Genomic DNA, 21,793 nt, shown 5'->3' on the forward strand with positions numbered 1-21,793 from the left:
TTTTTATCCGGCTATTACGTTTTTTGGTTTATTTGCGATTTTATGAGCGCGATCGATATTTCAACGCTTTCAGAAAAAACGACGTGAGAGAGGCTGAATGAAAATAACGACATTATTTTGCGAGCTGGCGCACAAATAATAATTATCTTACGTTGAGTGTTAAATATCGTAATTGAGCAGCAGTAAATTACATCATCACAATAACCGCTCAAAGCTGACCATTCGGGTCCTCATGCTAAGGAGCTAACTATGCACGCCTATTTCGACCAGCTTGATCGCGTTCGTTATGAAGGGAGTAATACCCGCAATCCTCTGGCGTTTCGTCATTACAACCCGGACGAGGTGATTCTCGGTAAAACCATGGCGGAGCATCTGCGCTTTGCAGCCTGTTACTGGCATACCTTCTGCTGGAACGGCGCGGATATGTTTGGCGTTGGCGCGTTTGATCGTCCGTGGCAGAAGCCGGGTGATGCGCTTGAGCTGGCGAAGCAAAAGGCCGATGTCGCCTTTGAGTTCTTCCATAAACTGAATGTGCCTTATTACTGCTTCCACGATGTGGATGTCTCACCGGAAGGCGATTCGCTGAAAAGCTATCGTGAAAACTTCGCGGTGATGACCGATAAATTACTGGAAAAACAGCAGGAAACCGGCGTGAAACTGCTGTGGGGAACCGCCAACTGCTTTACCCATCCGCGTTACGGTGCGGGTGCGGCGACCAATCCGGATCCGGAAATTTTTGCCTGGGCCGCCAGCCAGGTGTGCAGCGCCATGCAGGCCACGCAAACTCTGGGCGGCGAGAACTATGTGCTGTGGGGCGGGCGTGAAGGGTATGAAACCCTGCTGAATACCGACCTGCGTCAGGAGCGCGAGCAGATTGGCCGGTTTATGCAGATGGTGGTGGAGCACAAACATAAGATCGGTTTCCACGGCATGTTGCTGATTGAACCCAAGCCACAGGAGCCGACGAAACATCAGTATGACTATGATGTCGCGACAGTTTATGGCTTCCTGAAGCAGTTCGGGCTGGAGAAAGAGATCAAAGTGAATGTGGAAGCCAACCATGCGACGCTGGCGGGGCACTCATTCCATCATGAGATCGCAACGGCCATTGCGCTGGGCATTTTTGGCTCGGTGGATGCTAACCGTGGCGACATGCAGTGTGGCTGGGATACCGACCAGTTCCCGGTCAGCGTCGAAGAGAATGCGCTGGTGCTGTACGAAATTATCAAAGCGGGCGGATTTACTACCGGCGGTTTAAACTTTGATGCCAAAGTCCGCCGCCAGAGCACCGATAAATACGACCTGTTCTACGGCCATATCGGCGCAATGGATACCATGGCGCTGGCGTTGAAAGTCGCGGCACGCATGGTGGCGGATGGCGAGCTGGATAGGCGTGTGGCGCAGCGCTACAGCGGCTGGAACGGCGAGTTCGGACAGCAGATCCTGAAGGGAGAATTTTCCCTTGCCGCGCTGGCGGAACAGGCGCAGCAACAGCAATTTAATCCACAGCATCGCAGTGGACGCCAGGAACAGCTGGAGAATCTGGTGAATCACTACTTGTTTGATTTTTGACTTTTCAGGAGCGCAGCATGGTTATCGGCATCGATTTAGGCACCTCCGGCGTGAAAGTGGTATTGCTGGATGCGCACGGCAAAGTGATTGCAGTGGAGAGTGCGCCGCTGGAGGTGTCGCGGCCGCAGCCGTTATGGAGCGAGCAAGATGCCGAAAGCTGGTGGCGGGCTACCGATCGTGCCATGCAGGCGCTGGCCCAGCAGCACGATCTCAGCGGCGTGAAGGCGATTGGCCTGAGCGGGCAGATGCACGGTGCCACCTTGCTGGATAGCGAGAATCGGGTGCTGCGTCCGGCGATTTTGTGGAATGACGGGCGCAGCGGCGAGCAGTGTCAGGAACTGGAGAAGCGCGTGCCGGATTCGCGTCGCATCACCGGCAACCTGATGATGCCTGGCTTTACCGCGCCTAAGCTGCTGTGGGTAAAACAGCATGAGCCGCAAATTTTTGCTCAGGTAGCTAAAGTGCTGCTGCCAAAGGATTATCTGCGCTTGCGCATGAGCGGTGAGTTCGCCAGCGACATGTCGGACGCGGCGGGAACGATGTGGCTGGATGTGGCGCAGCGCGACTGGAGCGATGAGATGCTCAACGCCTGCGATTTGCAACGCAGCCAGATGCCGCAACTGTTTGAAGGCAATCAGATCACCGGCACCTTGTTGCCAGATGTCGCCGCGCGCTGGGGCATGCCAAGCGTGCCGCTGGTGGCGGGCGGTGGCGATAACGCGGCGGGCGCGGTGGGTGTCGGCATGGTTGAGCCGGGACAAGGCATGCTGTCGCTCGGCACGTCGGGCGTCTATTTCCTGGTGAGCGACGGCTATCTCAGCAATCCACAGCGTGCGGTGCACAGCTTTTGCCACGCGCTGCCGCAGCGCTGGCATCTCATGTCGGTGATTCTCAGCGCGGCTTCCTGCCTCGATTGGGCGGCGGCGCTAACCGGCTGCGCCGATGTGCCGCAACTGCTGAGTGAGGCGGAAAAAGCGCGCAGCGATGTGCCGCCAGTGTGGTTCCTGCCCTATCTTTCTGGCGAGCGCACGCCGCATAACAATCCGCAGGCGCAGGGCGCATTCTTTGGTTTAACGCATCAGCATGGCCGGCCAGAACTGGCGCGCGCGGTGCTGGAGGGCGTGGGCTTCGCGCTGGCCGAAGGCATGGATGCGGTGCATGAGTGTGGCGTGCAGCCGAAAACCGTGATGCTGATTGGCGGCGGCGCGCGAAGTGCGTACTGGCGTCAGATGCTGGCGGATATCAGCGGGCAAACGCTGGATTATTGTCACGGCGGCGAAGTCGGCCCGGCGCTGGGTGCGGCGCGACTGGCGCAGCTGGCGGTTGATCCGGCGAGCGAATGGCCGTCGCTGGAACTGGCGCAGCGGCATCAACCGGATGCGGCGCGGCATCAGGCGTATCAGCCACAGCGCGAGGTGTTTGCGCGCTTGTATCAGCAGTTGCAGCCGTTGATGTCTTGATGTGGGAGAGTGATGGCTGGATTTGGCAGGGTGTTGGAGTTTTTATCGGGTATGATTGGGGTTTTGTGTTAAATGTAATGGCCTGATTTGCCCTCACCCCAACCCTCTCCCGTAAACGGGAGAGGGAGTTATTAGCTCGATCGGTTCCCTCTCCCGCTTGCGGGAGAGGGCTAGGGTGAGGGGGAAAAACACACCAAACCCAACCGGAGCTCACCATGCCGCAGTCCGTCTTCTTTCTCGTGCTTCCCGGCGTGATGGCGCTGGATCTCACTGGCCCCGCTGAAACCCTGCAGCTGGCCGACGGCCACTTCGCGCTGCACTACATCGGCCCGCAGCCAAGCGTGCTGTGCTCCACCGGCATGACCCTCGCCGACATCGCGCCCTTGCCCGCGCAACTGCCGGCAAACAGCCTGCTGGTGGTGCCTGGCGTACACGATTCGCGCGTCTGTTTCGATACCGCACCGGCCGCGATAGCGCGTGACTGGCTGCGCCAGCAGCAGGCGGCGATTACCGATCAGCGCATCACGCTGGTGTGCATCTGTTCCGGCGCACTGCTTTCAGCGCAGGCGGGGTTGCTGAATGGCATCCAATGCACCACGCATCATGATGTGTTACCGCGCCTGAAAGCGGCAGCGCCAGCGGCGTTGGTAAAAGATAACCGGGTTTTCGTCGAAGATGTCGGCATCTGGACCAGCGCGGGCATTACTGCGGGCATCGATCTGGCGCTGCATCTCATCAATCGGCTGTGCGGCGCGCCGCAGGCACTGAAAGTGGCGCGCGAAATGGTGGTGTGGTTCCGCCGTTCCGGCGACGATCCGCAGCTGTCGCCGTGGCTGCGCTATCGCAATCACATGCATCCGGCGATTCATCGCGCGCAGGATGTGATGATTGCCCATCCCGAACATGATTGGTCGCTTACCGCGCTGGCCGAACGGGCGCACGTCAGCGAGCGTCATCTGACGCGCCTGTTCCGCCAGCATCTGGGCATCAGCGTGCGCGAATACCACGAACAGCTGCGCTTAGTGATTGCGCGGCAACGCCAGCAGCAGGGTGAAGCGGCGGAGAAAGCGGCGCTGGCCGCCGGATTCTCCTCGGCCCGCCAGCTGCGCCGCGCGCACCAGCGCTGGGACGATCAGCTCACCAGATGACGCTTATCCACGCGTTGTAATCCCATCGCCAGCAGCAGGCTACCGATCAGCGTCACGCCCATCACCCACGGCAAATCGAGCCACGGGCGCGACATGTCGTCGTAGTGATGAGTACGCAAAAAGTGGATAAACAGCGCGTGAAAACCGTAGATCGGCAGGGAATAGCGTGAGATGGTGGCGAGCCCCGGCAGCGCGCGCTGATTCAGGGTGTTTTTGAACAGAATCAACAGGCTGATGGCGGCAATAAACACCAGCGGCCCACAATAGAGATACCAGGTATCGTTGAACGCGCCGTTGATTTTCAGCATCTGTTTGGTGCCGAGCGCAATGCCAATCACGCAGGCCATAAAGCCCAATCCCGCCAGCCAGCTGATGCTGCGCTTGTCGGTCTCCATGCAGCCAATCGCACGCCCGAGCAGCGCATACAGCAGGTAGTAAATGCTGTCGCCGCTGACATACAGATTCACCGGCAGCCAGTGGAACGGTCCCAGCGATTGGCTCACGGTATTCGGATTCGCCAGCACCGCCAGCACGATCACCAGTATTGCGACATAGCGCGGTGCCACGCTTTTCACCTGAATCAGCGGGGATAACAGATAGATGCCGATAATGGCGAAGAAGAACCACAGGTGATAGAACACCGGTCTTTGCAGCAGTTTGAGCAGCGATCGACCTTCGCTGATCGGCGTCAGCCAGGTGATATAGGCCAGCGCCACCGCGCTGTAGAACAGCAGGCACAGCACGATGCGCAGCAGATGCCGCCCTTGTGCACTGCGTTCGCCGAAAAACAGATAGCCTGAAATCATAAAGAACAGCGGCACACAGACGCGTGACGCTGAGTTAAGCAGGTTCGCCACATCCCAGCTCAGGCCTGTCACCGCCATCGGTCCGGTGATGTACCAGGTTGTGGTGTGAATGACGATCACCATCAGGCAGGCAACCGCACGTAAGTTGTCGATCCAGTAAATTTTTTGCTGCATGGCACCCTCTTGCATTGGCTGCGAAGAAGGGTAGCCAGTGAGCCGCGCGCCAACAACCTTTTGCGTTGTAATTCAGATCACTCTGTTACCAGGTCGCCATAAATGGCGACCTGGTTAATCACGCACCAAAAACGTCTCGATCACCGCTTCGTCGGGTTCAACGCCGAGGCCCGGCTCGCTCGGCAGCCACGCGTAACCGTCGGCGATGCGCACCGGATTCTTCGCCAGCGAGCGGCTGATTTCGCCCGGCTCGACGCAATACTCCATCACCAGCGCATTCTCAATCGCGCACAGGAAATGCAGCGAGGCGGCGGTATTAATGTCGGTGGTGAAGTTGTGGTTGCACACTTTGCGTCCACGGCTGTGCGCGTAGCTGGCGATCTCCATTGCCTGCGTAAAGCCGGTGCGCGTCAGGTCGATCTGCACGATATCGATGCCGCCTTCATCTATCAGGCGCTGGAAACCCGTTACCGAACACTCTTGCTCACCGGCGGCGATATGCTGCTGGCAGGCGGCGGAAACCTGGCCGTAACCGGCGTAGTTATCGGGATGCAGCGGCTCTTCAATCCAGAACAGATTGAGGTGTTCATAGCGCTGGCTGCGGCGGATGGTGGTTTTGGCATCCCACACGTGGCCGACGTCCAGCATCAGATCCACATCGTCGCCCATCGCTTTACGCAGGGCGTCGAGATAGCGCAGATCCAGCGCTTCGTCAGTGCCAAACGGCTCCCAGCCAAACTTCACGCCGCTATGGCCGGTATCCATCGCATGCTGCGCGCGCGCGACCGTCTCTTCCACGCTGAACTGGAACATGTTGGAGGAGTAAACGCGCATTTTGTCGCGCATGGCGCCGCCCAGCAGTTCAACAATCGGCTTGCCGAGTGCTTTACCTTTGATGTCCCACAAGGCGATGTCGATGCCGGCCATCGCCTGTAGTACCGCGCCGCTGCGGCCGTAATAGAGGGTGGCTTTGTGCATCTTCTTCCATAAACGGCCGGTTTCCAGCGGGTTTTCGCCGATTAACAGCGACTTCAGGCCGGTGACCATGGTGTGCGAATAGGGCGCTTCAATGATGGCTTTGGTGACATACGGGCTGCCATCCACTTCGCCCCAGCCGGTGATGCCGGCATCGGTGGTGATTTTGATCAGCAGCGCATCCTGAGAGCTGTCGGTGCGCTGCTCAATCACTGGCAGGCGCAGGTAAAACGCCTCAACGTTAATGATTTTCATGGTGTTTTCCCTGGTGTAAAGGCAAGGCGAAATTAGCCGAGAGCGGAACGGTGCTGTCGGCGCTGTGTTATCAGGGTTTCGTAATCCACGTCCAGCGCCTGAATGCGGATGTGGTTCTCAACCTCGTCGGTCATTTTGGCGATGTCGCCATCGGCAAAGACATTAATCAGCCGCTGATGCTCCTCAATGATGTCGCTCATCGATTTACCCATGGTGGAGAGGCCGAAAATCACCGTCAGCTGACGGGCAATCGACTCCCACAAATTGCTCAGCACCGGGTTGTGCGCGAAGCTACACAGCGTGCGGTGGAAATCGGTATCGGCGGAGGCAAAACCGTAAACGTTATCGCTTTGCATCATCGCCTGCATCTGCGCCACGCCCTGATAGAGCTGATTAAGCTGCTCAGCGCTGTTGCGTCCGGCCTCAATTGCCCGGCGACAGGCCAGCGTCTCCAGCGGGATGCGCACATCGATAATCTGCTCCAGCCGCTGATGCGAAATCTCCATCAGGCGGATACCTTTATACGGCTCGCTGGTGACAATGCCCTGGCTCTCCAGAATGCGCAGCGCTTCGCGGATCGGCACGCGGCTCATACCGAGTTTCGCCACCAGCTCGGGTTCTGCGATGCGGTCGCCGGGCAGGATCAGGCCGCGCGAGGCGGCGCTGAGAATGGCATCCACGGCGTGATCGACCAGCGTGCGCGGACGCGCGCTATTCCAGCTGTTATCGGTGGCCGCGTCCTGCGCCAGCGGGGCGCTGTTTTTACGACGAGCGGTAGAGGGTTTTCCTGCCATGTTGTTTATCCTGTTTAAACCTGTCGGGTCACGAATTGACCGAAGCCGGGTTCAACCTGCATCTGGTCATCCTGGAATACCGTGACGCCACGAATCAATGTGCGCACCACTCTACCCTGACAGCGCATCCCTTCAAATGCGCTCCACTTGCCGAGTCCCTGAAAATTGGCGCCGCGCACCGTCCAGCTTTGGCTGGCGTCGTAGAACACCAAATCGGCGTCGAAGCCGGGCGCAATCGCCCCTTTTTTGCCCCACAGCTGGAAGGCTTTGGCCGGGCCGCTGGCGGTCATGCGCGCAAACTCGCTGAGCGCCACGCCACGTTCAATATGGGCCGCGCTGAAGAACATCGGGCTGAGGGTTTCCACGCCGGTCAGGCCCATGCCCGCCTCCCAGATGCTGGCTTCACCCGCCTGTTTTTGTGCGGGCGTGTACGGACAATGGTCAGAGGCGATCATGTCGATATCGCCGCGCAGCAGCACCTGCCACAGCGCATCCACCACCGGACGTGGGCGGATTGGCGGGCCGCAGCGCGCGTTGGGGCCGATGCGCACCAAATCGTCTTCGTCGAGCAGTAAATAGTGCGGACAGGTTTCGAAGCTGGCGCGTACGCGGGTTTTAGCGGCGACGATGGTTTCCGCCGCGCGCGCCGAGCTGACGTGCACGATATGGCAGCGCGCGCCGGTCTCTTCGGCAATCGCTAACACGCGTCCCACCGCTTCGATCTCGGCGATTTCCGGCCCCGCCAGCGCATGAGCGCGCGCATCTTTGCGTCCGGCGCGGCGCTGTTCGCTGCCAGCACCGATCAAAATCTCGTGATTCTCAGCGTGCACGCCAATCAGCCCGTCGAACGTGGCCAGCTCGCGCATGGCGCGCAGCAGACCGTCATCGTCGAGACGCGGCAAACCTTTCTCGTCGGTGGCGTCGCCGTTGGGTGCGCCGCTGCACAGGAAAGCTTTGAAGGCCAGCGCACCGGCCTGATTCAGCGCCGCCAGTTCATGCACGTTATTTCCATCTAACCCAGCCCACAGGGCGTAATCCACCGAGCAGTTGTCTGCCAGCCAGCTTTTTTTGGCGCTGAAGTTAGCCAGCGATGTGGCCGGTGGCAGAGAATGCGGCATCTCGACGATGGTGGTAACGCCGTGCGCCGCCGCACCGCGCGTGCCTTCACGCAGCTCCTGTTCGGGAAAATCGTGCGAGCCGGTGAAATGGGTATGCACGTCAATCGCGCCGGGCACGATGATCAAGCCACGTGCATCGATCACCTCGTCAACGCCGTGCGTGATGGCGCCAGGCGATAACACGCCACTGATCTTGCCGTTTTCGATCAGCAGATCGGCCAGTTCAGCGCGGGTTTCTGTCACCACCAAACCATTAATAATCAGCTGTTTCATCATTCTGCTCCTGCCTGCGTCACCAGCGCCGCGTACGGCACCGGCTGTGAAGAGTCGAGCCAGCCGATAGCAGTTAACAGCTGGCTGAAATGCGTAAACTCAGCGCGCGGAATCACGCTATCTGGCGCAAAGACACCGGCCTGTTGATAGGCCGCGAGGCCGCGCACCAGCGCCTCGCGCGGATAATCGGGGTAAAACGCCTGCACCTGTTGCGCCAGTGCAGTGGCGTCATGGTTGGCGATCCACGTCAGCGCCTGGGCAATGGCGCGGGAGAAGGCGGCGAAAGCGGCGGCTCTCTCCTGCAATACATCGGTGCGGGCGATGTAGGCGCTCCAGGGTACGTGGCCGCACAAACTGGCGAGGCTGCTGATGCTGTGGAGTTGTCCGGCGGCGATGGCGGGCGCCAGCATATGCATGGCGTGCAGCGCATAATCCGCTGCCCCCTGGGCCACGGCGGTGAAATCCCGCGCCTGATCGCCGCTGCCAGCGATCAGCTCAACGTCATCCTGCAAACCGTGACGCGCCAGCAGCCAGCGGAACGTCAGCGTGGCGGTGCCGACATTGCCGACATCCAGCACACGTTTGCCGCGCAGATCGCTGAGCTGAAAATCGGGCTGCGCCTGCGCCGCCGCAAGAAACCACGGATTGGCCGCCACCGAGGCGCAGAAACACTGCAACTCTGCGCCGTGCTGCTGAAAATGCTTCATCACCACCATCGGGCCGCCCAGCGTGAGATCGGCGTCGCGATTCAGCACTGCGGGAACCTGGCCGCCTTGTACCGTATGCCCGCCTGATTCGCTGGTGGTGAAGATCACCTGCAGCTGCTCTGCGGCGAACAGGCCGAGGCTGTGCGCCAGATAGTGCGCGCAGTAATAGATGCGGGATTCGCTGGCATCGCCTTGGTTGAAAATCAGTGTCTGCATCAGTAGCGCTCCTCGGTGATAAAGCTGCCGTTCAGCGCCGCCATATCGCTGACACCGCACCAATGACTAATGGCCGTAACTTCATTGATCCAGCCGGAAAGCAGATCGAACACCGCACTCTCGCCACCGGCGACTAAAGCACTGATGATCGGGCGCACGCTGAGCGACAGCGACGCGCCAAGACAGCGCGCCACCACCGCATCGCTGCCGCAGCGTACGCCGCCATCCAGCAGCAGCGGCAGCCGCGTCACCGCCTGCAAATCGGGCAGCTGATCGACCGGCGTAGCCCAGCGCGCGCTCTGGCGCAGGCCGATGTTTGAGGCAATCACTCCGCTGACGCCGTGCTGCGCAGCCTGCGCCGCATCGTCATGATGCAAAACGCCTTTCAGCCACAGCGGAAGCTGGCGATCGGCGCAGTGTGCCGCCACCTCATCAATCTCCTGCCAGCGCCACACCGGGAAAGCGGGCATCGGCGCAACACCCGGCTGCGTGCCGCCGATGGTGTGCCAGCCGCGCTGTTTCAGGGCGTCGCCGATAGAGAAGCCGCCGGGCTGTAACCCGGCCACCGGATGCACCGGCGCCAGCACCGTGAGCACGATATTTTTGAATCCGGCCTGCGCGGCCTGGTCGATCAAGGCGTTGATGCGGCCGACATTGCCCGCCGCGCGCAGTTGCAGCCAGCAGCGATCGTACTCGGCGCCAATCTGCTCCAGCGTTGTGACGCTCTCTTCGGAGATCACCAGCGGCAGTTGCAGACGTTTGCAGGCGCGCGCAATCGGCAGCACCCCTTCTTCATGGAAAATACGGTCACCGGCAAACGCGCCGACGCCAATCGGCGCGGACCAGTTTTGCTGGTGCAGGAAAATCTGCGTGTCGATGCTTTCATTGCCCTGCAGCACGCGCGGTAACAGACGAAAGCGGCGTAGCGCCTGCTGATTGGCATCGGGTTCATTACCCAGCGCATCGGCCGGTTGGCCCTGCATATAGCGGAACAGCGCATCGCCGAGGCGCTCGCGTGCCGTGAGTTCAAAGCGCGTTGGCATGTGGCGCCTCCGCAGCATTTTCATGTTCAAGGAAGGTGGCAAAAGCCGGCGTTTGCGGATTTTGCAGAATCGTCGGCGGGCCTTCTTCAATCAGCGCGCCATCCTGCAGGAACACCACCCGATCGGCCACGCCCGCCGCAAACGCGATGTCGTGGGTGCTGATGATCATGGTGATGCCGGTCTGCGCCAGGCTGCGCATGGTTTGGTTCACTTCGCGCACCAGTTCGGGATCGAGCGCGGAAGTCGGTTCATCAAATAGCAGAATTTGCGGTTCTGCCGCCAGCGCGCGCGCAATGCCGACGCGCTGTTTCTGTCCGCCAGAGAGTTCGTGCGGCAGCGAGGCGGCGAAATCACCGAGTCCTACCATTTTCAACGCGCGCATCGCTTTGCCGCGCGCGATTTCCGGCTGTGCGCCCTGCACGCGCAGCAGAATGCTCATCACGTTTTCCAGCGCGGTAAGATGATCAAACAACGCGAAGTGCTGGAACACGATGCCAATGCCCGACTTGGCGCGGTTGACCGGCAGATGTCGCGGCGCCAGTGCGCGACCGTTTTCGTCGCTGCCCATGAAGTGGCCTTCGGTTTGAATGGTGCCGCTGCTGCGTGGCGTCAGCGCCAGAATCGATTTCAGCAGCGTACTTTTGCCCGAACCGGAGCGACCAAGCAAAACCACCACTTCGCCGCGACGGACGGTTAACGACAGCGATTTCAGTACCGCTTTACCGGCGTAGTCGACGCACAGCTGATTCACTTCCAGCACCGGCGCGGCGGTTTGCGTATCCCAGCGCCGTTTTGGTAGCTGCATCGGCATCACGTCTGCTTCCGGCGGCAGTTTCGCCAGGCGCGCGCGTGCCCGACGCGCACGTTCATCAAGGTTGTAGAACTTCTCCAGCCACCACTGACCGCCCGCCAGCAGCGTGGAAAGAATCAGGTAGATGCCGCCCGACGCGACCAGCACTGGAATAAACAGGAAGTTTTGCGACACAATCGCCTGGCCGCGCATCGTCAGCTCATTGACGCCCACCACCGAAGCCAGCGAGGTGGATTTCAGCAGCCCGACGGTTTCATTGCCCATGGTGGGCAGAATGGCGCGCAGCGCCTGCGGGATCACCACGTGAATCATCTCTTTGCTGCGCGAATAACCGAACGCCTGCGCCGCCATGCTTTGATCGCGATCGGTCGCCATAATGCCGCCGCGAATGATTTCGGCGCAGAAGGCGGTTTCGTTGATCATCAGGGCGATAAGCGCGCTGGTGAACGGGCTCAAACGCAGGCCAAATTCCGGCAGCACGTTGTACAGCAAAATCAGCTGCAGCAGCACCGGCGTGCCGCGCAGCGTATAGATGTAGATTTTCACCGGCACGCGAATAAACCCGTGCTTTGAGCTGCTGGCTAACGCCAGGAAAAAGCCAATCACAATGCCGCCCGCCAGCGCGCCAATCAGCAGCTGCACGGCGATAACAGCGCCTTCCCATAAGTAGGGGAAAGTCAGGTACTTAAGAAAATCATCCAAGGCGTTATCCTCCTCAACGCTTCGGTTTCGTCACCGAGGCGGCTGAGTTTATGCATTAACCACGCGCAACCACTGGACGCTCGGCAGCGCTGCCCTGGCCCCAGTAATCCAGCAGTTTTTTCTGTGCACCGCTCGCCTGAATCACCTTCATCGCGTCCAGCACCGCCGCGCGCAGCGTGGCGTTGTCTTTGGCGATCGGGAAGCCCACCATGATCGGCAGATCCACGGTGAAACCGCTTTGCAGCGATTTGTCCGCTTTGGCGATAGCAACGGCGGAACCGGCTTCGGTCAGATAGACGTCCGCGCGACCGCTTTTCACTGCCTGAATGCTGTTGTCGGTGTTCTGCACCATCAACATGCTGACTTCGGGCTTACCGGCGTCGCTGCATTTGGCGCTTTGTTCCGGCACCAGTTTGTTGGCTTCGTACGAACCCGCAGCGGCGGCGACGGTTTTGCCGCACAGATCATCGACGCTGTTGATTTTCTTCGGATTGCCCTGTGCCAGCACCGAACCATCCTGCACCTGCATTGAGGCGACGAAGGCGATCTGCTTCATGCGTTCTTCGGTGACGTACAGCATCGGACCGATATCCGCGCGTCCGCTGGCGATCGAGGTGAGCAGCACGTTGAACGAGCCACTTTGGTAACTGTGTTTCGCGCCGAGGCAGCTGCTGATGCGATCGAACAGGGAAGGATCGAGACCTTCAATGATGCTGGGGTCTTTTTCCGATGGCGCTTCAAAGCCTTTGGTGTAGCCGCCGAGGCCGACGACCAGATCTTTGCCTTTCAGCGAGGGATATTTGGTTTGCAGTGCTTTGCACTGCGCCATCGCCGCGAAGTCGCTGGCGGCAGGTGTGATGGGATCGGTGCTGGCTGCGTGAGCGCTGGAGATGCCCGCCAGTAAGCTGCCGCTGAGACCAGAGATTAATAAAGCAGTGCGTGCAAATTTCATAATAAGGTTCCCCTGATGCTGGTGAATGAGAAAGCGATGACCTTGTGATTTATGAACGTCTTTGGTGCTTTTTTAGGTGGTCGCCATGAATGGCGGCCCTACGGAAATATCGGGGGTTAATAACCTCGTGCCGGATCAACCTGATTACGCAGCGGTTGTCCGTGGCGGAAGCGCGCCAGGTTATCGATAAACACGTCAAGGCAACCGGCGAGGTAGGCGCTGTGATCGTCAAGGCTGCAGTGCGGTGTCATCACCACGCCGGGTGTGTGCCACAGCGGGTCGTCGGCCGGTAGCGGCTCTTGCGGATAGACATCCAGCACCGCGCCGGCCAGTTCGCCTACGTTGAGTTTTTCGCGCATCGCGCTGTAATCAAATACATCAGCGCGGCCAACAATCACGATGCCAGCGCATGCGGGCAGCAGATTGAGACGGCGGCGATCGAACAGATTGCGGGTTTGTGGCGTCAGCGGCAGCGTCGATACCACCACATCCACCTGCGGCAACACCTCGTCTAGCGCATCAATGCGGATGCAGCGAGCCACGTTGGCATCGCACTGGCCGCTGCGCGTCACGCCAATCACGCGATAGCCTTGTGCCGTCAGCAGACTTGCCGCCGCGGCGCCAATGCCGCCCACGCCCAGCAGCAGCACGGTTTTGCCGCGTGCGCAGCCGCCAAAGGTCGGACGCCACACACGCTGCGCCTGATCCTGCAGAAAACCGGGAATGCCGAAGTTGAACATCAGCGCCGCCATCAAAATGAACTCGGCACCTTTATCGCCGTGTACGCCAGAAGCATTGGTGAGCGTCACGCCTTGCGGCCAGTGCGCCAGCCACTGCTCAACGCCAGCGGACATCACCTGCACCCAACCCAGACGCGGCGTGCTGAACTGATCGAGCGCCAGCTTACGTCCGCTCCACAGAATGTCGCAGCGGGCGAGAAAGTCGGCGGTCTGCGCCGGATCGCGGTTTTCGCTCAGCGTGAAGTGGCTGCGCAACGGCGGATGCGCGTCGAGTTGCAGTTGCAGCTGCTCGACAGAGAGATGGAGTGCGCGCGGTGCGCTGGCGTCGTTCTCGATGTGAATATGCATCAGCGCATCGCCGTCACTTCCATCTCGACCAGCAGGTCAGGATGGTTGAGTTGAATGCCCACGGTGGCGCGCGCCGGGAAGGGGAACCGGAAGAATTCACTGTAAGCGGCATTCATCGCGCTGAACGTGCTGAGATCGGTCAGGTAAACAGTGACGCGGACCACGTTGTCGAAGGTCATATTCGCTTCGCTCAGCAGATCGCCGACGTTTTTCAACACCTGACGCGTCTGGCTGGCGATGTCGTTGCCCATAATCTCGCCGCTGTAGGGATCAATCGCCACCTGGCCGGAAATGAACAACATCGGTTCATGCAGCACGGCGGCGGAGAGCGGCGCAGGCCCCATTGGGCGGTCGCTGGCGTTCATGCCGGGATAACTCAACGCAATCTTCATGGTGAAATCTCAAGCAAAACTGTTTCACCGCAATTTCGTATACGATTATACGAGTGTCAACGCGCGATTTTTAACCATTGGGTCAAAAAGGTGATATTCATCACGTAATAGGATTTGCTGATACATCGACCAAGCATCTGATATGTAATATTTTAATGAAAATTTTATGACGAGTGCTCGCGATGAGTGTGAATCGTATACGATTTTCTTATTGTTCTGTTTTTGCCCGTTAAACCTTGCCGTAATCGCCTGCGCACTGGCCTGGATTTCCGGCTGCACAATCCGCGGTCAAAGGGTATACTGGCGCACTCTTTTTTTAACCGATCCGTATCGCGTGCGAATTCAACATGCAAAAGTTTGATACCAAGACCTTTCAGGGCCTGATCCTGACCTTGCAGGATTACTGGGCGCGCCAAGGCTGCACCATTGTCCAACCGTTGGACATGGAAGTGGGCGCCGGCACCTCACACCCGATGACCTGTCTGCGTGCCTTAGGCCCAGAGCCGATGGCGACCGCTTACGTGCAGCCATCTCGTCGTCCGACCGATGGACGTTACGGTGAAAACCCGAACCGTTTACAGCACTATTACCAGTTCCAGGTGGTGATTAAGCCCAACCCGGACAACCTTCAGGAGCTGTACCTTGGGTCGCTGAAAGAGCTGGGTATGGATCCCACCATCCACGACATTCGCTTTGTCGAAGACAACTGGGAAAACCCAACGCTGGGCGCGTGGGGACTCGGTTGGGAAGTGTGGCTGAACGGCATGGAAGTGACGCAGTTCACTTACTTCCAGCAGGTTGGCGGCCTCGAGTGTAAGCCAGTAACCGGCGAGATCACTTACGGCTTAGAGCGCCTGGCGATGTACATTCAGGGCGTAGACAGCGTTTACGATCTGGTGTGGAGCGACGGTCCGTTCGGTAAAACCACCTACGGCGAAGTGTTCCATCAGAACGAAGTGGAGCAGTCGACCTATAACTTCGAATACGCAGATGTTGACTTCCTTTTCACCTGCTTCGAGCAGTATGAGAAAGAAGCGCAGCAGCTGCTGGCGCTGGAAAAACCGCTGCCGCTGCCGGCTTACGAGCGCATTCTGAAAGCGGCGCACAGCTTTAACCTGCTGGATGCCCGCAAAGCGATTTCGGTTACCGAACGCCAGCGCTATATCCTGCGTATCCGCACCCTGACGAAAGCCGTGGCGGAAGCCTATTATGCGTCCCGTGAGGCGCTTGGCTTCCCGATGTGCAATAAAAACAAGTAAGAGGCAGCCATGACCGATAAAACTTTCCTGGTGGAAATTGGCACCGAAGAGTTGCCTCCGAAAGCGCTGCGCAGTCTGGCGGAAGCCTTTGCTGCGCATTTCACTGCTGAACTTGATAGCGCCGGTCTGGCGCACGGCGAAGTGAGCTGGTTTGCTGCTCCGCGCCGTCTGGCGCTGAAAGTGGCCCAGCTGGCTGCCGCGCAGCCGGATCGCGAAGTTGAAAAACGTGGCCCGGCTATCGCCGCCGCGTTTGATGCCGATGGCAACGCCACCAAAGCGGCCGAAGGTTGGGCGCGTGGTAACGGCATCACTGTGGCGCAGGCCGAACGTCTGAGCACGGATAAAGGTGAATGGCTGGTGCATCGCGCTGCCATCACCGGCGAAAGCGCGCAGGCGCTGCTGCCCGCTATGGTGGCTACCGCGCTGAGCAAGCTGCCAATTCCTAAGCTGATGCGCTGGGGCGCGAGCGACGTGCAGTTTGTGCGTCCGGTGCACACCGTTACGCTGCTGCTGGGTGACGAGCTGATTCCCGCGAAGATTCTCGGTATTAAATCCGATCGCGTGATTCGCGGCCATCGCTTTATGGGCGAGCCAGAATTCATCATCGACAACGCCGATCAATATCCGCAGCTGCTGCTGGAGCGCGGTAAAGTGGTGGCGGATTACGCGGCGCGTAAAGCCAAAATCAAAGCGGATGCGGAAGCGGCAGCGCAGAAAATTGGCGGCATCGCCGATCTGAGCGAAAGCCTGCTGGAAGAAGTGACCTCGCTGGTGGAGTGGCCGGTGGTGCTGACGGCGAAATTCGAAGAGAAGTTCCTCGCGGTGCCAGCTGAAGCGCTGGTTTACACCATGAAAGGTGACCAGAAGTACTTCCCGGTGTACGACGCGGCGGGCAAGCTGCTGCCGAATTTCATCTTCGTCACCAACATCGAATCCAAAGATCCACAGCAGATCATCGCCGGTAACGAGAAGGTGGTGCGCCCGCGTCTGGCGGATGCCGAGTTCTTCTTCAACACCGACCGCAAAAAGCGTCTGGAAGATAATCTGCCGCGTCTGGAAACCGTACTGTTCCAGAAAGAGCTGGGTACGCTGCGTGATAAAACCGATCGCATTCAGGCGCTGGCTGGCTGGATTGCCGCGCAGATTGGCGCTGATGTGAATCACGCTACCCGCGCGGGCTTGCTGTCGAAATGTGACCTGATGACCAACATGGTCTTCGAGTTCACCGACACGCAGGGCGTGATGGGCATGCACTACGCGCGCCACGATGGCGAAGCGGAAGATGTGGCGGTAGCGCTGAATGAGCAGTATCAGCCGCGCTTTGCCGGTGACGATCTGCCGTCAAATCCTGTGGCCTGCGCCGTGGCGATTGCCGACAAAATGGACACCCTCGCGGGTATCTTCGGTATCGGTCAGCATCCGAAAGGCGACAAAGATCCGTTCGCACTGCGCCGTGCTGCGCTGGGCGTGCTGCGTATCATCGTGGAGAAAAATCTGCCGCTCGATCTGCAAACGCTGACCGAAGAAGCGGTGCGTTTGTACGGCAGCAAGCTGAGCAACGCCAAAGTGGTCGATGAAGTGATCGACTTTATGCTGGGCCGTTTCCGTACCTGGTATCAGGAAGAGGGCCACAGCGTTGACACCATTCAGGCGGTGCTGGCGCGTCGTCCAACCCGTCCGGCTGATTTCGATGCGCGCATGAAGGCGGTTTCGCACTTCCGTACGCTGGAAGCGGCCGCCACGCTGGCTGCTGCCAACAAACGTGTGTCGAACATCCTGGCGAAATCGACCGAAACCCTGAACGACAGCGTGCAGGCTTCCCTGCTGAAAGAGAACGAAGAGATCCAACTGGCGACCTTCGTGACCGCGCTCGGCGACAAGCTGCAGCCGTACTTTGCAGAAGGTCGCTATCAGGATGCGCTGGTTGAACTGGCGCAGCTGCGTGAAGCGGTAGATAACTTCTTCGATAAAGTGATGGTGAACGCTGACGATCAGGCGGTGCGTATTAACCGTCTGACGCTGCTGGCACAGCTGCGCCAGCTGTTCCTGCAGGTGGCGGATATTTCGCTGCTGCAGTAATTGGCGTGGTCGCCATGAATGGCGATGCTACGAAACAAAGGGGACGAGAGATCGTCCCTTTTTTTAAAGCCAGTGAAGCTGAGTAAAATGAACTAAGACGTCTTGCGAATGATGTAGCACACGCACAATAAATACCTTTTCAACTTCCGAGCGGTAATAAATGACATGTTCCCGGTGCGGTAGTGCAAATACATTTTTGCCCAACTCTGCGCGCTTACGGCCTAACTCATTTGTGGCCAGCTGACTAAAACGTTGATGCAGCATGAGCACATATTGCTTCGCTTTTTTGCTGCCGAAGTTCCAATAGCCGTAAAACCAGATCGACTCTAAATCTTCATCGGCTTCCTTCATTATCTTGATCATCCTTTTCATCAATGCCTACCCTGGCTCTCATTCTGTTAAGAAAAACGTCTATGTCCCAGTCTTCAGCTACGCCACTATCCAGCCCTTGTTGAATCAGTTTTTTTAAATTCTCCAGCTTTGATTCCGCCTGCTTCTCACGTAGCAAGCGTAGCGAGTCGCGCACCACTTCGCTTTGCGTACGGTAGTCGCCGGATTCAACCAGAGATTCAACAAATTCGCGCAGTTCATCGCCTAAATCGATCGTCATGGTACGTGCCATCATCGTCATCCCGTGTAAGAGTATTTCTTACATTCTGTCACTTTTTTGCGCAACAGGGAATGTGCGTTGCAGCGCAGTTACAGGCTGAACTGCGAGGCAACGCGAGAGATTTTAGGCAGATGAGGCGGGAAACAGGCGGTCGTCGCGCAACAGATGATCGTTACCACGGCGGCGGGTGAAGCCGCTGCGGTCGAAGAATTCCAGAATCTGTATCGCCACTTTGCGCCCGGTGCCAAGCTGGTTGCGGAAGTCGGCGGCGCTGGTGCTGCCCTCTTGCGCGGCACGGCTCCGAATCAGATCGGCGAAGATCTGGATCTGGTCGCTGCGGTAGTAGCGATCGCGTACGATCGCGGTGATATGTCCGAGCCGGGCAGCAGTGAGCAGCAGCGAGCGAATCGCCTGTTCATCCTGCTGCAGCGCCAGCGCGATATCGCGCACCCACAGCGGCTGATCGCCAAACAGCGGGCCGATCTGCTGCCAAAGAGCTTCTTCCTGCGGATTAAAGCGCGGTTCGAAGTCGGGCAGATGCAGCCAGCCTTGTCGCTGTTGTAGCTGACCTTGCGCCAGCAGTTGATCAATCAGCGCTAACACCCATTCCGCAGGCTGATGCGGCATTGCCACACGACGCAAACGATCGTGGCCGATGCCCGGCACCTCGGGATGCTGCTGATGAAAATGCGCCAGTGATTCCAGCAGCTTTTGCCGCCATTGTGCTGCCTGCGCGGCACTCATTAGCGCGTTATCAAGCTGCACCGGCGCTGCATGCTCGATCAGTGCATCCAGCGCGGGCTCGGTAAGCTGGCGCGCCCACGCCAGGTCACGCCGTTCTGTCGGTTGATAGGCCAGATGCGCATGCAGGCTGGCGTCATCATCTTGTGCGGCGGCCAGCTGCTGCAGCCAGGCAAGATACTCCGCCTGACGTTTGCCGCGCTTTTTACTGTTGAGCAGCAGCACGCGCGCGCCGCCCAGCGTGTGCTGTGCGTTGCTGTCGCGGATAATCAGCCGATCATTCTCGGCCAGCCACAGCGGTTGGTTCAGCACCAGTTCCGCGACATCATCCGCCAGCAGCGTAATGCGTCCAGTGACGTGGCTGGCGGCGTGGTGGAGATGAATCGGCTGCGACGCGCTCTTCAGCGGCTGCAGCAAGCGCAGCGCCACGGTTAAGCGCGAGGTGCCTTCCGCTCTGGCCTGTGACAGCAGCCAGTCGCCGCGCGCGATCTGCGCTTTTTCCACATCGCCGACGATATTCAATGCGATACGTTCACCGGCTTGCGCGCGCGTCACCGATTGGTTCTGCGCATGCAGCGCGCGCACGCGCAGCGGCAGATTCAGGCTGCTAAGCCAAAGAGTATCGCCGACGTTCACTTCGCCCGACAGCGCGGTGCCGGTGACCACCAATCCGCTGCCTTTCAGCGTGAAGGCGCGATCAATAGCGAGACGGAAACGGTAACGAGAGTCGAAGGCCGGTTCCGCCAGCGTGCTGAGATGCTGGCGCAGCGCGTCGATGCCTTGCTGGGTGTGGCTGCTGGTGACAAATTGCGGCACCGCCGGCCAGCCGAGTTGCTGCGTGAGCTGCGCCACCTGCCGCTGGACTTCCGCGATGCGCGCTTCGTCCACGCGATCGGCTTTGGTTAGCGCGACGCTGAGCGGCGGCTGTCCGGCCAGGCTCAGCAATTGCAAATGTTCGCGGGTTTGCGGCATCACGCCATCGTCGCAGGCCACCACCAGCAGCGCATGATGAATGCCGCCAATGCCCGCCAGCATATTGGCGAGAAATTTCTCGTGGCCCGGCACATCAATAAAGCCGAGCACGCGACCATCCGGCTGCGGCCAGTACGCGTAGCCGAGATCGATGGTCATGCCGCGCCGTTTCTCTTCCGGCAGGCGATCGGCATCCACGCCGGTCAATGCCCTTAACAGCGCGGTTTTGCCGTGATCGACGTGTCCAGCGGTGGCAATAATCATGACGCTAAAGCCTGAATCAGCGCGCTTTCATCATCAAGGCAGCGCAGATCCAGCCACAGTTTGCCTTCCTGAACGCGGCCAATCACCGGGCGCGCTAAGCTGCGCCAGCGCTGTGACAGATTGACGAGCTGGCTACCGCGCCCATCGCTCGGCGCAAAGGTGATAGCGAAACTGGGAATACGTTCAACTGGTAGCGATCCGCTGCCGATTTGGGATGAACAGGGCGCAATCGCCAGCGAAAAGTCATCTCCATAAATCTGTTGTAACGCGGGCAGTAATCGTTCAGCTTGTTGCTGAATATCCTGCGCTGGACGGGTGAGCAGCCGCAGCGTCGGCAGGGCTTCGCGCAGCGTTTCCGGCTGACGATAGAGCTGTAGCGTGGCTTCCAGCGCCGCGAGCGTCATTTTGTCGACGCGCAGCGCGCGTTTCAGCGGATGCGACTGGAGCTGATCAATCAGCGTCTGCTTGCCGACGATAATCCCCGCCTGCGGACCGCCGAGCAGTTTGTCGCCGGAGAAACTTACCAGACTGACGCCTGCGGCGATCAGCTGCTGCGGCATCGGTTCAGCCGGCAGACCAAATTCGGTCATATCGAGCAGCGATCCGCTGCCAAGGTCGGTGATCACCGGCAATTGATAAGCGTCACCCAGCTCAACCAGCTCTGCTTCCGTTACCGCATGGGTAAAGCCCTGAATCTGATAATTGCTGGTGTGCACCTTCATCAGCAGGCCGCTGTTTTCCGCGATGGCGGCGCGATAATCTTTCAGGTGCGTGCGGTTGGTGGTGCCCACTTCCACCAGTTTGCAGCCCGCCTGGCGCATCACGTCAGGAATGCGGAAGGCGCCGCCAATTTCCACCAGCTCGCCGCGCGAGACAATCACTTCGCACCCCGGCGCTAACGCGGCCAGCATCAATAACACGGCGGCGGCATTGTTGTTAACGATACAGGCCGCTTCCGCGCCGGTTAACTCGCACAGCAGCGCGCTAACCGCACGATCGCGGTGGCCACGCGCCGCTTCATCCAGCGCGTATTCCAGCGTGACCGGCTGACGCAGGCAATTCACCACCGCGTCGATAGCGCGATCGCTCAGCTGTGCGCGGCCAAGATTGGTGTGCAGCACGGTGCCGGTGAGATTGAACACCGGACGCAGCGCACTTTGCTGCTGTTGCTGGATACGGCGCAGCGCTTCATCCGGCCAGTTCAGGTGCCACTCTGGCAAGGTTTGGTGCTGCTGAATGTGGTCGCGCGCTTCCTGCTGCATGCTGCGCAGCTGGCGCGTAGCGAAGGCGGTTCCGTGATCGGCAAGCAGCGGCTGCAGCGCGGGATCGCGCAGCAGGCTGTCGATAGCAGGTAATTGGCTGTACAGGGTTTTCATCGGGTG

The 21,793-nt window shown here is 59.2% G+C and carries 19 protein-coding genes; 5 read left to right on the plus strand and 14 right to left on the minus strand.

What is annotated here, in order from left to right; translation table 11 throughout:
* Nucleotides 1-249: 249 nt before the first annotated feature.
* The 3 genes from xylA (at nucleotide 250) to FCN45_RS00265 (ending at nucleotide 4,180) form a co-directional block, all read left to right on the plus strand.
* Nucleotides 250-1,572 carry a xylose isomerase gene (gene xylA, locus FCN45_RS00255; RefSeq protein WP_137384850.1) on the plus strand — a complete coding sequence of 441 codons (1,323 nt, stop codon included), beginning with the start codon at nucleotides 250-252 and terminating at the stop codon, nucleotides 1,570-1,572.
* 17 nt (nucleotides 1,573-1,589) lie between these two features.
* A complete protein-coding gene (gene xylB / locus FCN45_RS00260) occupies nucleotides 1,590-3,032 on the plus strand; it encodes a xylulokinase (protein WP_137384851.1) in 1,443 nt (480 codons plus the stop codon).
* 215 nt (nucleotides 3,033-3,247) lie between these two features.
* Nucleotides 3,248-4,180, plus strand: a complete 933-nt coding sequence (locus tag FCN45_RS00265) for a GlxA family transcriptional regulator (RefSeq protein ID WP_137384852.1) — start codon at nucleotides 3,248-3,250, stop codon at nucleotides 4,178-4,180.
* Here the strand turns inward: FCN45_RS00265 and FCN45_RS00270 are convergent.
* The 10 genes from FCN45_RS00270 to FCN45_RS00315 form a co-directional block, all read right to left on the minus strand.
* On the minus strand, nucleotides 4,165-5,160 hold the full coding sequence (locus tag FCN45_RS00270) for an acyltransferase (RefSeq protein WP_137384853.1): 996 nt from the start codon (nucleotides 5,158-5,160) through the stop codon (nucleotides 4,165-4,167). The two genes, FCN45_RS00265 and FCN45_RS00270, sit on opposite strands and share 16 nt — an antisense overlap.
* A gap of 114 nt (nucleotides 5,161-5,274) precedes the next feature.
* Entirely contained in the window at nucleotides 5,275-6,390 is a 1,116-nt protein-coding gene (locus tag FCN45_RS00275; RefSeq protein ID WP_101763852.1) for a mandelate racemase/muconate lactonizing enzyme family protein, read from the minus strand.
* 32 nt (nucleotides 6,391-6,422) lie between these two features.
* Nucleotides 6,423-7,184, minus strand: coding sequence for a GntR family transcriptional regulator (locus tag FCN45_RS00280; RefSeq protein WP_101763851.1), 762 nt, complete (start codon nucleotides 7,182-7,184; stop codon nucleotides 6,423-6,425).
* A gap of 14 nt (nucleotides 7,185-7,198) precedes the next feature.
* Nucleotides 7,199-8,575, minus strand: a complete 1,377-nt coding sequence (locus tag FCN45_RS00285; protein WP_137386831.1) for a dihydroorotase family protein — start codon at nucleotides 8,573-8,575, stop codon at nucleotides 7,199-7,201.
* Nucleotides 8,575-9,498 carry an ABC transporter substrate-binding protein gene (locus tag FCN45_RS00290; protein WP_137384854.1) on the minus strand — a complete coding sequence of 308 codons (924 nt, stop codon included), beginning with the start codon at nucleotides 9,496-9,498 and terminating at the stop codon, nucleotides 8,575-8,577. Before FCN45_RS00290 ends, FCN45_RS00285 begins: the two co-directional genes overlap by 1 nt.
* Entirely contained in the window at nucleotides 9,498-10,541 is a 1,044-nt protein-coding gene (locus FCN45_RS00295; protein ID WP_137384855.1) for an alpha-hydroxy acid oxidase, read from the minus strand. Before FCN45_RS00295 ends, FCN45_RS00290 begins: the two co-directional genes overlap by 1 nt.
* Nucleotides 10,525-12,054, minus strand: coding sequence for an amino acid ABC transporter permease/ATP-binding protein (locus FCN45_RS00300; RefSeq protein WP_137384856.1), 1,530 nt, complete (start codon nucleotides 12,052-12,054; stop codon nucleotides 10,525-10,527). The genes FCN45_RS00295 and FCN45_RS00300 overlap by 17 nt, the downstream gene beginning before the upstream one ends.
* Nucleotides 12,055-12,109: 55 nt before the next feature.
* Nucleotides 12,110-13,006 (minus strand): transporter substrate-binding domain-containing protein, encoded by an 897-nt coding sequence (locus tag FCN45_RS00305; protein ID WP_137384857.1) that lies wholly within the window; start codon nucleotides 13,004-13,006, stop codon nucleotides 12,110-12,112.
* A gap of 116 nt (nucleotides 13,007-13,122) precedes the next feature.
* Nucleotides 13,123-14,094, minus strand: a complete 972-nt coding sequence (locus tag FCN45_RS00310) for a D-2-hydroxyacid dehydrogenase (protein ID WP_137384858.1) — start codon at nucleotides 14,092-14,094, stop codon at nucleotides 13,123-13,125.
* The gene (locus FCN45_RS00315) at nucleotides 14,094-14,486 is read right to left on the minus strand and encodes a RidA family protein (RefSeq protein WP_101763844.1); all 393 of its coding nucleotides are present in this window, start codon (nucleotides 14,484-14,486) and stop codon (nucleotides 14,094-14,096) included. The genes FCN45_RS00310 and FCN45_RS00315 overlap by 1 nt, the downstream gene beginning before the upstream one ends.
* 347 nt (nucleotides 14,487-14,833) lie before the next feature.
* Between FCN45_RS00315 and glyQ the strand changes: the two genes are divergently transcribed.
* The gene (glyQ, locus tag FCN45_RS00320) at nucleotides 14,834-15,745 is read left to right on the plus strand and encodes a glycine--tRNA ligase subunit alpha (RefSeq protein WP_008105242.1); all 912 of its coding nucleotides are present in this window, start codon (nucleotides 14,834-14,836) and stop codon (nucleotides 15,743-15,745) included.
* A gap of 9 nt (nucleotides 15,746-15,754) precedes the next feature.
* Complete coding sequence (gene glyS, locus FCN45_RS00325) at nucleotides 15,755-17,824, plus strand: glycine--tRNA ligase subunit beta (RefSeq protein WP_137384859.1); 2,070 nt, start codon at nucleotides 15,755-15,757, stop codon at nucleotides 17,822-17,824.
* A gap of 63 nt (nucleotides 17,825-17,887) precedes the next feature.
* Here the strand turns inward: glyS and FCN45_RS00330 are convergent, their stop codons facing one another.
* From FCN45_RS00330 to selA, 4 genes are all read right to left on the minus strand, one after another.
* Nucleotides 17,888-18,175, minus strand: a complete 288-nt coding sequence (locus FCN45_RS00330) for a type II toxin-antitoxin system RelE/ParE family toxin (RefSeq protein ID WP_246862543.1) — start codon at nucleotides 18,173-18,175, stop codon at nucleotides 17,888-17,890.
* A complete protein-coding gene (locus FCN45_RS00335; protein ID WP_137386832.1) occupies nucleotides 18,159-18,446 on the minus strand; it encodes a type II toxin-antitoxin system ParD family antitoxin in 288 nt (95 codons plus the stop codon). Before FCN45_RS00335 ends, FCN45_RS00330 begins: the two co-directional genes overlap by 17 nt.
* A gap of 111 nt (nucleotides 18,447-18,557) precedes the next feature.
* Entirely contained in the window at nucleotides 18,558-20,411 is a 1,854-nt protein-coding gene (selB, locus tag FCN45_RS00340; protein ID WP_137384861.1) for a selenocysteine-specific translation elongation factor, read from the minus strand.
* A complete protein-coding gene (selA, locus tag FCN45_RS00345; RefSeq protein ID WP_137384862.1) occupies nucleotides 20,408-21,787 on the minus strand; it encodes an L-seryl-tRNA(Sec) selenium transferase in 1,380 nt (459 codons plus the stop codon). Before selA ends, selB begins: the two co-directional genes overlap by 4 nt.
* Nucleotides 21,788-21,793: the final 6 nt, after the last annotated feature.

Origin of the sequence: Pantoea sp. SO10, from assembly GCF_005281435.1 — a bacterium.
GTDB classification, from domain to species: domain Bacteria; phylum Pseudomonadota; class Gammaproteobacteria; order Enterobacterales; family Enterobacteriaceae; genus Pantoea; species Pantoea leporis.